A 12462-nucleotide genomic window follows, 5' to 3' on the forward strand; every position below is an offset into this window, starting at 1 on the left:
CCGCCGCCCCCTGCGGCGCCCGCCGCTCCGTCGGCGCTGACGCTGGAGCCCCCGGCTCCGCCGGCCCCGCCGCTGCCGATCAGGCGGGCGGTGCCGCCGACCCCGCCGAGGCCACCGGTGCCGACGCCACCGGTGTTGTACCCGCCGGCCCCACCGGCGCCGCCGTTGCCGTACAACCAGCCGCCGTTGCCACCGGCACCGCCGGACCCACCGGCTCCGGTGGCCGAGCTACCACCGGCGCCGCCGGCGCCACCGTGGCCGATCAGTCCGGCCGAACCACCCGCCCCGCCGGCCTGGCCGGCCGCGCCCGATCCGCCCCGGCCGCCGTTGCCGTATAGGTAGCCGCCCGGTTGGCCGGCCGCACCCGTCCCGTCGATACCGTCGGCACCGTCCCCGATGAGCGGGCGTCCGAACAGCGTCTCGGTGGGCAGGTTGATCAGATCGATCAGCGGCTGCAGCGGGGACGCGGCGGCGGCCTCGGCCGTGGTGTAAGCACTTGTCGCCGACGACAGGGCCGCGACGAACCGCGCCTGGAAGGCGGCGGCCTCCGCGCTGATGGTTTGGTAGGCCTGGCCATGGTCGCCGAACAGTGCGGCGATCGCGGTCGACACCTCGTCTTGCGCGGCGGCCAGCAGCTCGGTGGTGGATTCCGCCGCGACCGCGTTCGCCCGCTCCAGCGTGGCCCCGAGGCTGGTCAAATTGGACGCTGCGCCTGACAGCACGTCCGGCGTTGCAACTACGTACGACATGGGAACCGCCCACTAGCTAGGTCACGACCACAGAGGTCGTGTCAGTCCCCCGGTCATGCTGATCGGCTAAGCCGATACGACTGTAACTGTAATCCACCCAGAACAAACTGACTTCTCGCTAATAACCAGATAACACATTCCAACGGTTTCAAAAATGTGGTCTGCGCCACATTCCGGCATCTACCTGGCCTCGAGCCCCGCGGCCACGCCGCACACACCGCGAGCAACCATGGTGGGGTGAGACCGGTTCCGGCCCGGCGCGGCAGCGACAGCGCCCGCGAGTGGGGGCGCAGCGGGCTGGCCTACCTGACTGGCGAGCCCGGCGGACCTCCCGACTTCTCCCGCGCCAGCGTGCTCGAACACGCCCGGCGGCTCGCGCCGGACGCGGCCACCCTGCTGACCGGGCGCGCCGGGCTGCTCGGGCTCGGCCGGGCCGGGCGGGTGTCGGCGGGGGGCGCCACCCAGTTGCTGGCGGCCCGCGACGGCTGGTGCGCCTTGACGCTGTCCCGCCCGGACGACGTCGGCGCCGTCCCGGCCCTGTTGTCCAGCGACACCGTCGGCGCCGACCCATGGCCGGCGGTGCACCGCTGGGCGGCCGGCCTGGCCGCGGCACAGGTCGTCGAACGGGCGGCGCTGCTCGACATCCCCGCCGCGGTCCTGGGCGAGGCCAGCGCAGCTCCGCCACGTATGCGGCCGACGGCGCCGCGCCGAGAGTTCGCCGGTGCGGCCGGACTGCTGGTGGCCGACCTGTCCTCGATGTGGGCGGGCCCGCTGTGCGGGCAGTTGCTGGCCCGGGCGGGCGCTACCGTGGTCAAGGTGGAAAGTCCCGGCCGGCCCGACGGCACCCGGGCCGGTAACCAGACCTTCTTCGACTGGATCAACGGCGCGAAGCTGTCCTACTGCCTGGATTTCGACCGGCAGGCCGACGCGCTGCGGGACCTGCTGGCGGTCGCCGACGTCGTGATCGAAGCGTCACGACCCGAAGCGCTGGCCCGCCGACGCCTCGGGCCCGACGACGTGCCAGTGCAAGCGGGCCGGATCTGGGTCCGGATCACCGGTCACGGACCGCAATCCCGACGGCCGGCGTTCGGCGACGACGCCGCGGTGGCCGGCGGGCTCGTCGGCGCCGGCCCGGTGTTCTGCGCGGACGCCATCGCGGACCCGCTGGCCGGGTTGGAGGCCGGCCGCGCGGTGCTGGCCTCACTGAACCGCGGCGGCGGGGAGCTCATCGAGATCGCCATGGCCGCGGTCGCGGCCAGCTACGCGGCGCTGCCGGTATGCCAGCCGCGATCCGACCGGCCGGTGCTCCCGCCGCAGGCGCCCGAAGTGACCACCTCGGCCGCGTCCCTGGGCGCCGACAACGACACGGTCCGCCGGCTGGTTGTCGAAAGACGTTGCCTGCCATGCTGATCAGGCGGGCCACCCTGCTGGACGGGACCGCCACCGATATCCGGGTGGGGGCGCGGATCGAGGAAGTGCGCCCGGGCCTGACGCCGCGGCCCGGCGAAGGGGTGCTCGACGCCGGCGGCGGCACCGTGCTGCCGGGGCTGCACGACCATCACGTGCACTTGCATTCGGCGGCGGCGGCTTTGGACTCACTGTCCGTCGGGCCGCCCACGGTTCGGACCAAAGACCAACTGGCGCAAGCACTCTCGCACGCGGTGCCGGGCCCCGACGGGTGGATCCGCGCCGTCGGCTATCACGAATCGGTGGCGGGGGAGCTGGACCGAACCGCCCTGGACGCGGTGCAGTCAGACGTCCCGGTGCGCGTCCAGCACCGCAGCGGCGTGCTGTGGATGCTCAACTCCGCCGCACTGGGGCGGGTCGGGCTCGCCGGTCATCCCGACGGCCGGCTGCGCAGCGCCGATCCGTGGTCGCGGGCGCTGCGGGATCCGGCCCTGAGGCGAGAAACCGATCTGGCCGAACTGGGCCGGCGCATCACGGCGACCGGCGTCACCGGAGTCACCGACGCCACGCCCGACCTGGACGTCGAAGGTTTGGTGTCGCTGATGATGGCGCACCGCAGCGGCGAATTCCGGCCCGGCGTACGGGTACTGGTGCCCGGCAAGATGATCCTGCACGACGACCGCCTGGATCTGGACGCCCTGACGCAGTGGGTCGGCGACCGGCACCGCTCCGGCCAGCCCGTCGCCGTGCACTGCGTGACGGCGGCGCAACTGGTGGTGACGATCGCGGCCCTGCGCGCGGCCGGCAGCCATCCGTTCGACCGCATCGAGCATGCCGCGATGGTGCCGCAGGATAACCTGGCCGACCTGGCCGAGCTGGGCGTCACCGTGGTGACGCAACCCAATTTCGTCGCCGAGCGTGGTGATCAGTACCTGGCCGAGGTTGCTGCCGACGAGCAGGACCAACTCTGGCGGGTCGCATCGCTGCTGAAGGCGAACATCCCGGTCGCGCTGTCCACCGACATGCCGTTCGGAAACGGCGATCCGTGGGCGGCCATGCGGGCCGCCGTGTCGCGCACCACGCCCAGTGGCGTGGTGCTCAACGCGGACGAACGCGTCTCGGCAAGAAGGGCTTTGACGATGTTTCTGGGTTGGTCGGATCGTCCGGACCGGCCGCGCACCGTCGAGATCGGCGAACCGGGGGACCTGTGTGTGCTGTCCGAGCCGCCGGACGTGGTGCTGGCCGAGCTGGACGCCGCACTGGTGGCGGCGACGTTGATCCGGGGTGAGCTCGTCTATTTCGCGATGTGACCGGTCAGGGCCGGACGCAGCGCATCGCACTGCATGCGGAAAAACTGTTGTGACACCGGCAATTTCGCCGCGATAAGGTCGAACCCGTGAAACGCGCCCGGAATCAGTTCCACCTGGCACGGCACACCGGCCTCGACCAGCCGGCGCGCGTACTCGATGTCCTCGTCATGAAACAGGTCGTGGGTGCCGACGCCGATCCACGCCGGCGGCAGGCCGCTCAGGTCGGCCCGGCGGGCCGGCACCGCGACGGCCGGGTCCGCGCCGCCGAGGTATGAGGTCCAGCCGAAGTGGTTGGCGCGCGGGTCCCACAACCGGTGATTGGGGTTTGCCGGCGTCGACGAACTGCGGTCGTCGAGCATCGGATAGACCAACAGCTGGAATACCGGCTCAACGTCACCGCGGTCGCGCGCCAGCAGCGCGAGTGCCGCCGCGAGTCCGCCGCCGGCGCTGGCCCCGCCGATCGCCACCCGCTCCGGATCCACCGCGGGCAGGCCGGCCAACCAGGTCAGGGCCGCGTAGCAGTCTTCCAGCGGCGCCGGGTAGGGGTGCTCGGGCGCGAGCCGGTAGTCCACCGACGCGACGGTGATACCCAGCGCTTTGCTAAACCGCAGACATAGGGCGTCGTCCTGCTTGGCCGAACCGAACACGTAACCGCCGCCGTGCATCCACACCAACGCCGCAGTCGGCCCGGTGACACCCGCCGGCCGGTAGAGGCGAACGGAGGTGCCCGAAGCCAGGGTTAGCACCTCGACGCCGGCGGGCGTGCGGCCCCGGCTCATCAGCGCGGTGGCCCGCCGCATCAGCGGCAGAAGCCGGGGACTCGCCAGCCGGCGAGGGGCGATCCGCGCGATGCGGCGCAGGTCGGGGTGGACATCGTCGTTCGCGGAGGGCGGCACCAACCCAGTATCCAACCCGGCCAATCTGGCGGCGCTTCGGCACCGAATATCGGGCGTGGACTTTTGCGATCGCCGAGCGTAACTGTTGACACCGGCGGGTGTAGCCGGCCCGGGAACGGGGTATCGATGGGTTTGTCGGTGGACGCGGTTTTGCCAGGGCCGCTGCGCGCTCGCGCAACGTGGTCGAACACGATGCGAGGAGCGGGTAGATGCTGGGCCATCTGTATGAGCGGGCACTCGACGGCGAGCGCTGTTGGATCCGGCACGACGACGGCGAGGTGCGCCAGCTTCCCGCGCACCGATGGTTGAGCCCCGCGGACCGCGCGCCCTACCGAGACCGGCACAGCGACGGCGAACTGGCCTCCGATGAGGCGTTCGACGAGGCCGTGGCACAGATGTGCAGCGGCCCGACCATCGAGTTGGGCTGCGGGCCCGCGCGACTGGTGGCGCGCCTGGTGCAGCGGGGCATACCCGCACTGGGCATCGACCGCTCGGCGGCCGCGATCCGGCTGGCCAGCCGCGGCGGTGCCCCGGCGCTGCTGGGTGACGTCTTCGAACCGCTGCCCGGCACGGGCCGGTGGCAGACGGTGCTGCTGGTCGACGGAAACGTCGGCCTGGGCGGCGACCCGCGACGCATCCTGGGCCGGGCGGCGGAGTTGCTGGGCCGCGGCGGGCGTTGCGTGGCCGAGTTCGACACCCGCGCCATCGGCGTCAACAGCCGGTGGGTCCGGCTGGAGGCCGGGCGCGACGTGGGGCCGTGGTTCCGCTGGGCATCGGTCGGCGTGGACAGCGCGGCCTCGCTTGCGGCGCAGGTTGGTCTTACGCTTACCGGCGTGCGGATGATCGGCGGGAGGGTCATCGCAACGCTGGCTGCGTTGTGAAGACCCCAGCGAATCGCTTCACCAGCCCCTTACGCGGCCCCTGGCTGACGTCGGCCCTCGGGTTGGCGCTGCTGGTTGCCATGCCGGTCATTGTTCTCACCGGCCTGCTGTCTTATCTGGCGTATGGTCCGCAGCTCGGCCAGGCCATCCCGGCCGAGGTCGGCTGGCTGCGCCTGCCGTTGTTTGACTGGCCCACTCGGCCGTCCTGGCTCTACCGGCTGACCCAGGGGCTGCACGTGGGCCTGGGCCTGGTGATCATCCCGGTCGTGCTGGCCAAGCTGTGGTCGGTTATCCCGAAGTTGTTCGCCTTTCCGCCGGCCCGGTCGCTGGCCCAACTGGCCGAGCGGGTGTCGTTGCTGATGCTGGTCGGCGGCGTGCTCTTCGAGATCGTCACCGGCGTGCTCAATATCCAGTACGACTACATCTTCGGGTTCAGCTTCTATGACGCGCACTACTTCGGCGCCTGGGTGTTCATCACTGGATTTCTGATGCACATCGCGCTCAAGATTCCGAAGATGCGCGCCGGGTTGAGGTCGTTGTCGTGGCGAGAAGTGTTGCGCACCAATGTCGCCGACACGCGCGCTCAGCCTCCTGACGACACCGGTCTGGTGGCCGCCGAGCCGGGAGCGCCGACGATGAGCCGGCGCGGTGCGCTGGCGTTGGTCGGGTCCGGCGTGCTGCTGCTCGCGGTGCTGACCGTCGGCGAGACGCTGGGCGGCCCGGCCCGCAGTGTCGCGTTGCTGGTGCCGCGGGGGAGGGGCCGGGACTTCCCGGTGAACAAGACCGCGTCCGTCGCCGGCATCACGCCACAGGCGGTCGGTGCCGATTGGCGGCTGACGTTGCGCGGCGGCCCGACCGAGGTGGTGCTCGATCGCGCCGCGCTGGCCCGGCTACCGCAACGGACGGCGCGCCTGCCGATCGCCTGCGTCGAAGGGTGGTCGACAGTGCAGACCTGGAGCGGGGTGCCGTTGGCGGAGCTGGCGCGGTTGGCCGGGGTGCCGGCGCCGGGGTCGGCGCACGTGCGGTCGCTGCAGCGGGGCGGCGCCTTCGGCGAGGCGTATCTGCAAGCCAATCAGGTCGGTGACCCCGACGCGTTGCTGGCGTTGCGGGTCAACGGCGCGGACCTGCCGCTGGATCACGGCTATCCGGCGCGGATCATCGTTCCGGCCATGCCGGGCGTGCACAACACCAAGTGGGTCACCGCCATCGACTTCAAACGGGCCTGAGATGACGGACAGGCCAACACTTTTCAGCCGCTACTACGGCGCTCACCCGTTGCATCTGCTGACCATGCTGGCCGGGTTCGCGCTGCTGGGCTATGTGCTGATCGCGCTGCGGCCGGCGGCTCTGTGGAATCCGGACACCTGGTGGCAGTCGGTGGCGGTGTGGTTCGCCGCTGCGGTCATCGCCCACGACCTGGTGCTTTTCCCGCTCTACGCGCTGGCCGACGCAGTCATCGGCCGGCTGCCGCGGATCGGGCGAAAGCAGTCAAAAGTGGCGGTGCGCAACTACATTCGCGTCCCGGCCCTGGGTGCCGGGCTCACCCTGCTGGTGTTTCTGCCCGGCATCATCGAGCAGGGCGCCGACACCTTCCAGGCGGCGACCGGTCAAACCCAGCAGCCCTTCCTGGGCCGCTGGCTGTTGCTCGTCGCCGCGCTGTTTGCCGGCAGCGCGGTCAGTTATGCCGCACGGCTGTTTCTGATGCGCAGGCGGGTCGCAGAAACCGGATAATACTGGGTTACTACCGGCCGGTAGGGGTACGCTCCCCAGCATGACGGCGACTGGACAGTCCAAATCCTGCGTCAAGAGGATGCTGCGGGCCGGTCCTGCTGACTACCTGCTGGCGATGAGCCGGGCCGGGGCGTCGCTGCCGCTGGTGGGTAAGCGGCTCGAGCCGCTGGGGACGATCGCCGCGATGAGCCTGTGGGGCATGCGATTCGCCCCGGAACTGGTGTCCGCATCGGCCAAGGGCAGGTTCGCTCCCGGTAGCGGTGAGCTGCGCCGACGCGAGCGGGAGAGCACCAACGACGTGTCCATCGCCGCCCTGCGCGGGACGGTGTCGCCCGAGGAACTCGACGCGCAGTGGCCCGCCGCGAATCCCACCCCGCCGTTCTGGGAGGCGCTGCGCCGCAGCAAGTACCTGCACCGTCGCGGCGTCCACTACGGGGACCAGCCCGTCCAGACGCTCGACGTCTGGCGCCGCAAGGATCTCCCTGCCGAGCCCGCCCCGGTGCTGATCTTCGTGCCCGGCGGCGCCTGGGTGCACGGCAGCACCCAGATGCAGGGGACCGCGCTGATGTCGCGCCTGGCCGAGCAGGGCTGGGTGTGCCTGGCGATCAACTACCGGGTCTCGCCGCAGCACCGCTGGCCCCGGCACATCACCGACGTCAAGACCGCGATCGCGTGGGCGCGGGCCAACGTCGACCGCTTCGGTGGTGACCGCAATTTCGTCGCGGTCGCCGGTTGTTCGGCGGGCGGGCACCTGGCCGCGCTGGCCGGGCTCACCGACGACGACGAGAAGTTCCAGGCGAAACTGCCCGACGGCGCCGACAGCTCGGTCGATGCGGTGGTCGGCATCTACGGCCGCTACTGCTGGGAGGACCGGTCCACGCCCGAACGGGAACGGTTCGTCCAGTTCCTCGAGCGAGTAGTCGTGCAGCGGTCCATCAAGCGACACCCCGAGGTCTTTCGGGACGCGTCGCCGATCGCGCGGGTGCACCGGAATGCGCCGCCCTTCCTGGTGATCCACGGCAGCCGGGACAGCGTGATCCCGGTGGCGCAGGCCCGCAGCTTCGTCGAACGGTTGCGTTCGGTGTCGGCCTCGCTGGTCAGCTATGTGGAGCTGCCCGGCGCGGGTCACGGTTTCGACATGCTCGACGGCCCGCGCGCGGGCGCGATGGCCCACGCGACGGCGCTGTTCCTCAACCAGGTGCACCGCACCCGGACACAGTTCGCCAAAGAGGTCATCTGACGGCCGACCGCTTGTAAGGTCGCCGCTATGGGTAGGGGACTGCGGTGAAGCGCCTCACCGGGTGGGATGCCGTGTTGCTGTACAGCGAGACGCCGAACGTGCACATGCACACCATCAAGGTGGCAGTGATCGAGCTCGATCCGGCGAGCCGGGGATTCACCATCGACGCGTTTCGCCAGGTGATCGCCGGTCGGATGGACAAGCTGGTGCCGTTGGGCTATCAGCTGATCGACGTGCCGTACAAGTTCCACCACCCGATGTGGCGGGAAAACTGCGAGGTCGACTTCGAATACCACATCCGCCCCTGGCGGCTGCCCGCCCCAGGTGGGCGCCGCGAACTCGACGAGGCCATCGGGCAGATCGCCAGCACACCGCTGGACCGGGCTCACCCGCTGTGGGAGATGTATTTCGTCGAGGGGCTGGCCGACGACCGGATCGCGGTGGTACTCAAGATCCACCACGCGCTGGCCGACGGCGTGGCCTCGGCGAACCTGATGGCGCACGGCATGGACCTGATGCCGACACCGCAGCTGAGCTCCTACACGCCCGACCCGGCACCCACCAAGCGCGAGCTGATCAACACCGCGTTCGTCGACCACATGCGCCACATCAAACGCATCCCCGCGACGATCCGCTATACCGCGCAAGGCATCGGGCGGGTGCGGCGCAGCTCGCGCAAGCTCTCGCCGGAGTTGACGATGCCGTTCACCCCGCCGCCGACGTTCATGAACCACATGCTCACCCCGGAACGCCGGTTCGCCACCGCCACCCTGGCGCTGGCCGACGTGAAGGAAACCGGCAAGAAGCTCGGCGCCACCATCAACGACATGGTGCTGGCCCTGTCCAGTGGCGCGCTGCACCAGCTGTTGTTGCGTTACGACGGCAAGGCGGTGCCGCTGCTGGCGTCGGTGCCGGTCAGTTTCAACTTCGACCCGGAACGGATCTCGGGCAACTTCTTCAGCGGAATGATGGTCGCGCTGCCGTCGGACCTGGACGACCCGCTGGAGCGGGTGCGCGCCGCGCACGATAATGCCGTCTCCGCCAAAGAGAGCCACCAGTTGCTCGGACCGGAACTGATCAGCCGCTGGGCAGCGTACTGGCCGCCGTCGGGTACCGAGGCGATGTTCCGCTGGTTGTCCAGCCGGGACGGTCAGAACAAGGTGCTCAACCTGAACATCTCCAACGTCCCCGGTCCCCGCGAACGTGGCCGGGTGGGCGGCGCGCTGGTCACCGAGATCTACTCGGTGGGTCCGCTGACGGCCGGCAGCGGCTTGAACATCACGGTGTGGAGCTATGTCGACCAACTCAACATCTCGGTGCTGACCGACGGCGCCACCTTGGACGACCCGCACGAAGTGACCGAGGCGATGATCGCCGAGTTCGTCGAAATCCGCAGGGCCGCAGGACTATCCGAGAATCTCACCGTCGTCGAAGAGGCGATGGCGCAGGCTTGATCCGGCGTTACATCGACCGGCGGATCCGTCACGCACGCCGACCGCTACCATCACACACTGTGAGCGACGAAGCTAACACCGAAGCCGAGGTCCTGACCGAGAAGCGGGACCGGATCCTCATCATCACCATCAATCGGCCCAAGGCCAAGAACTCCATCAACGCGGCGGCCAGTCAGGGCCTCGCCGACGCCATGGATCGCCTCGACGAGGACGCCGACCTGTCAGTCGCGATTCTGACCGGTGCCGGCGGATCGTTCTGCGCGGGGATGGATCTCAAGGCGTTCGCCCGGGGCGAGAACGTCGCGCTACCCGGCCGAGGTCTGGGCTTCACGGAGCGCCCGCCCGCCAAGCCGCTGATCGCCGCCGTCGAGGGCTACGCGCTGGCCGGTGGCACCGAACTGGCATTGGCCACGGATCTTATTGTGGCAGCCAATAATTCGGCGTTCGGTATCCCGGAGGTGAAACGCGGCCTGGTGGCCGCCGGCGGCGGGTTGTTGCGGCTGCCCGAGCGCATCCCGTACGCGATCGCCATGGAACTGGCGCTGACCGGTGATCAACTGTCCGCGCAGCGCGCACACGAGCTGGGCCTGGTCAACGTGCTGGCCGAACCGGGCGGGGCGCTGGACGCCGCGATCGCGCTGGCCGAGAAGATCACCGCCAACGGCCCGCTCGCGGTGGCGGCCACCAAGCGCATCATCACCGAATCCCGTGGCTGGACACTGGAAGACCGGTTCGCCAAGCAGGCCGAGATTTACGTGCCGATCTTCGTTTCCAACGACGCGAAGGAGGGCGCGATCGCCTTCGCCGAAAAGCGCCCGCCCCGCTGGACGGGCACCTAACCCAGCGCGAGCAGACGCTAAAGCCCCTGAACGCGCGGCGTGTCGGGCGCTTTTGCGTCTGGTCGCCATACAGCCCGCGACAGCGATGGGTTACACTAGGGCCAAGATTTGTAAAGGTCGAGGATCCTAGAGGGATCGAGGAATGAGCGTTTCGCTGCTGCTGGAGATGGCCGCGTCGGGCAACCCCGAGCGGACGGCCCTGGTGGCCGGGGACCTGCGTTTGACGACGCAGCAGCTCAGCGATCTGGCCGACGGCGGCGCGGGCGTCCTGGCGAGCTCGGGAGCACGGCACGTCGTGTACGTCGGGGCGGGCGGGGCGCTGCTGCCGCTGCTGATCTTCGCCTCGGCGCGGGCCGGGCTGCCGTTCACTCCGATCAACTACCGCCTGTCCGCCGAGGGCATCCAGGCACTGATTCACCGGTTGCCCGATCCGCTGGTGATCGTCGACGACCGCTACCGGGACATGATCGGCGACGCCCGGGCGCTGAGTTCGGACGAATTCCTGGACCTGGCCCGCACGGCTGAAGCCGCCGCGGAGTTCGCCGACCCGGATTCGGTCGCCGTCGTCCTGTTTACTTCCGGCACCACGTCCCAACCCAAGGCCGTCGAACTCACCCACAACAATCTGACCAGTTACATCACCGGGACCGTCGAATTCGACTCGGCCGCAACGGAAGACGCCGCGCTGATCTGCGTGCCGCCGTATCACATCGCCGGCGTCGGGGCCGCGCTGTCCAACCTGTACGCGGGGCGGAAGATGGTGTACCTGACCAACTTCGACCCGCACGAATGGGTGCGGCTGGCCAACGACGAGCGGGTCACCACCGCGACCGTGGTGCCTACCATGCTGGACCGCATCGTCACGGTGCTGGAGTCCGGCGAACACAAGCTGACCGCGTTGCGCAACCTCGCCTATGGCGGCTCCAAAGTGGGGCTGCCACTGGTCCGTCGGGCCCTCGAGCTGTTACCGGACGTCGGTTTCGTCAATGCTTACGGCCTCACCGAAACCAGCTCGACGATCGCCGTGCTCACGCCCGATGACCACCGCGACGCACACGGCGCCGCTGACGCGGCGGTCGCCCGGCGGCTGGGCTCTGTGGGCCGGCCGGTTCCGGGCATCGAGGTGCAGATCCGCGCCGAGGACGGCACCGTGCTGGGTCCGGGCGAGACGGGTGAGCTGTTCGTGCGCGGCGAGCAGGTGTCCGGGCGCTACGCCGGGATCGGTTCGGTTCTCGACGAAAACGGTTGGTTCCCAACCAAAGACATAGCCATGATCGACGAGGACGGTTACCTGTTCATCGGCGGCCGCAGCGACGACACCATCATCCGCGGCGGTGAGAACATCGCGCCCGCCGAGCTGGAGGAGGTGCTGATCGAGCACCCCCACGTGCGTGACGTCGCCGTGGTCGGTGTCGAGGATCCGCAGTGGGGCCAGGCGATCGTCGCGGTGGTGGTACCGCTAGCGGGCGTCGACCCCGACCCCGACGAACTGCGCGAGTATGTCCGAAAAAGTTTGCGGGGGTCACGCACACCGGACCGGGTAGTGTTTCGCGACGAGCTGCCAACCACCGCCACCGGCAAGGTACTTCGCCGGGAGATCATCGAGAACCTAGCAGGGGCGCAATCATGATCAAGAACGGAACTCGCCTGGCCAGCCAGGTCTGTGACACCCAAGTCATCGTCGTTCGCAGCGCGGAGAGCCTTGACGACCTGCGCTGCGGCGGGGCGCCGATGGTGGAGATGGGGGCCGAACGTTCGGGTTCGCTTGACCCTGCCTTCGCCAACGGCAGTGTGATGGGCAAGCGCTACGTCGACGAAGCCGGGGCCGAGGTGCTGGTGACCAAGCCGGGCGCGGGCAGCCTGAGCATCGGCGACACCAAGCTTTCCCTCAAAGAGGTCAAGCCGCTGCCCGCCAGCGACTAGGCCGCCCGGGGCAGGCCCGGCAGCATCTGTGC

At 69.6% G+C, this 12462-nt stretch carries 12 protein-coding genes; 10 read left to right on the forward strand and 2 right to left on the reverse strand.

Annotation, left to right across the window (positions count from 1 at the left end):
- On the reverse strand, positions 1–749 hold a 749-nt coding region (locus AWC08_RS16475), incomplete at its 3' end, for a PE family protein (RefSeq protein WP_142283626.1).
- Positions 750–986: 237 nt separating this feature from the next.
- Between AWC08_RS16475 and AWC08_RS16480 the strand changes: the two genes are divergently transcribed.
- Together AWC08_RS16480 and AWC08_RS16485 are read left to right on the forward strand one after the other, a co-directional pair.
- Positions 987–2159: a CoA transferase gene (locus tag AWC08_RS16480; RefSeq protein ID WP_069435442.1), complete on the forward strand. Its 1173-nt coding sequence runs from the start codon at positions 987–989 to the stop codon at positions 2157–2159.
- Positions 2153–3466: an amidohydrolase family protein gene (locus tag AWC08_RS16485; RefSeq protein ID WP_085087983.1), complete on the forward strand. Its 1314-nt coding sequence runs from the start codon at positions 2153–2155 to the stop codon at positions 3464–3466. Before AWC08_RS16480 ends, AWC08_RS16485 begins: the two co-directional genes overlap by 7 nt.
- Here AWC08_RS16485 and AWC08_RS16490 read toward each other — a convergent pair.
- Positions 3451–4362 carry an alpha/beta hydrolase gene (locus tag AWC08_RS16490; RefSeq protein WP_069435444.1) on the reverse strand — a complete coding sequence of 304 codons (912 nt, stop codon included), beginning with the start codon at positions 4360–4362 and terminating at the stop codon, positions 3451–3453. The genes AWC08_RS16485 and AWC08_RS16490 overlap by 16 nt on opposite strands.
- 209 nt (positions 4363–4571) lie before the next feature.
- Here AWC08_RS16490 and AWC08_RS16495 point away from each other — a divergent pair, with 209 nt between their 5' ends.
- The 8 genes from AWC08_RS16495 (at position 4572) to AWC08_RS16530 (ending at position 12430) form a co-directional block, all read left to right on the forward strand.
- Positions 4572–5243: a class I SAM-dependent methyltransferase gene (locus tag AWC08_RS16495; protein WP_065133150.1), complete on the forward strand. Its 672-nt coding sequence runs from the start codon at positions 4572–4574 to the stop codon at positions 5241–5243.
- On the forward strand, positions 5240–6469 hold the full coding sequence (locus AWC08_RS16500) for a molybdopterin-dependent oxidoreductase (protein ID WP_065133151.1): 1230 nt from the start codon (positions 5240–5242) through the stop codon (positions 6467–6469). Before AWC08_RS16495 ends, AWC08_RS16500 begins: the two co-directional genes overlap by 4 nt.
- A 1-nt stretch (position 6470) precedes the next feature.
- Positions 6471–6974 carry a hypothetical protein gene (locus tag AWC08_RS16505; RefSeq protein WP_069435421.1) on the forward strand — a complete coding sequence of 168 codons (504 nt, stop codon included), beginning with the start codon at positions 6471–6473 and terminating at the stop codon, positions 6972–6974.
- Positions 6975–7014: 40 nt separating this feature from the next.
- On the forward strand, positions 7015–8214 hold the full coding sequence (locus AWC08_RS16510) for an alpha/beta hydrolase (RefSeq protein WP_065133153.1): 1200 nt from the start codon (positions 7015–7017) through the stop codon (positions 8212–8214).
- Between the two features lie 44 nt (positions 8215–8258).
- A complete protein-coding gene (locus tag AWC08_RS16515; RefSeq protein WP_065133154.1) occupies positions 8259–9668 on the forward strand; it encodes a WS/DGAT/MGAT family O-acyltransferase in 1410 nt (469 codons plus the stop codon).
- Between the two features lie 59 nt (positions 9669–9727).
- Positions 9728–10507 carry a crotonase/enoyl-CoA hydratase family protein gene (locus AWC08_RS16520; protein ID WP_069435420.1) on the forward strand — a complete coding sequence of 260 codons (780 nt, stop codon included), beginning with the start codon at positions 9728–9730 and terminating at the stop codon, positions 10505–10507.
- Between the two features lie 142 nt (positions 10508–10649).
- The gene (locus AWC08_RS16525; RefSeq protein ID WP_069435419.1) at positions 10650–12137 is read left to right on the forward strand and encodes a class I adenylate-forming enzyme family protein; all 1488 of its coding nucleotides are present in this window, start codon (positions 10650–10652) and stop codon (positions 12135–12137) included.
- Positions 12134–12430: a hypothetical protein gene (locus tag AWC08_RS16530; protein WP_069435418.1), complete on the forward strand. Its 297-nt coding sequence runs from the start codon at positions 12134–12136 to the stop codon at positions 12428–12430. The genes AWC08_RS16525 and AWC08_RS16530 overlap by 4 nt, the downstream gene beginning before the upstream one ends.
- The last annotated feature ends 32 nt before the right edge of the window (positions 12431–12462 follow it).

The organism is Mycobacterium gordonae (assembly GCF_002101675.1).
In the GTDB taxonomy this organism is placed as follows: domain Bacteria; phylum Actinomycetota; class Actinomycetes; order Mycobacteriales; family Mycobacteriaceae; genus Mycobacterium; species Mycobacterium gordonae.

Bases quoted from the DNA above. Each gene is read 5' to 3' on its own strand.
- AWC08_RS16485 (WP_085087983.1), top strand. From the start codon at position 2,153: ATGCTGATCAGGCGGGCCACCCTGCTGGACGGGACCGCCACCGATATC.
- AWC08_RS16495 (WP_065133150.1), top strand. From the start codon at position 4,572: ATGCTGGGCCATCTGTATGAGCGGGCACTCGACGGCGAGCGCTGTTGG.
- AWC08_RS16505 (WP_069435421.1), top strand. From the start codon at position 6,471: ATGACGGACAGGCCAACACTTTTCAGCCGCTACTACGGCGCTCACCCG.
- AWC08_RS16510 (WP_065133153.1), top strand. From the start codon at position 7,015: ATGACGGCGACTGGACAGTCCAAATCCTGCGTCAAGAGGATGCTGCGG.
- AWC08_RS16525 (WP_069435419.1), top strand. From the start codon at position 10,650: ATGAGCGTTTCGCTGCTGCTGGAGATGGCCGCGTCGGGCAACCCCGAG.
- AWC08_RS16530 (WP_069435418.1), top strand. From the start codon at position 12,134: ATGATCAAGAACGGAACTCGCCTGGCCAGCCAGGTCTGTGACACCCAA.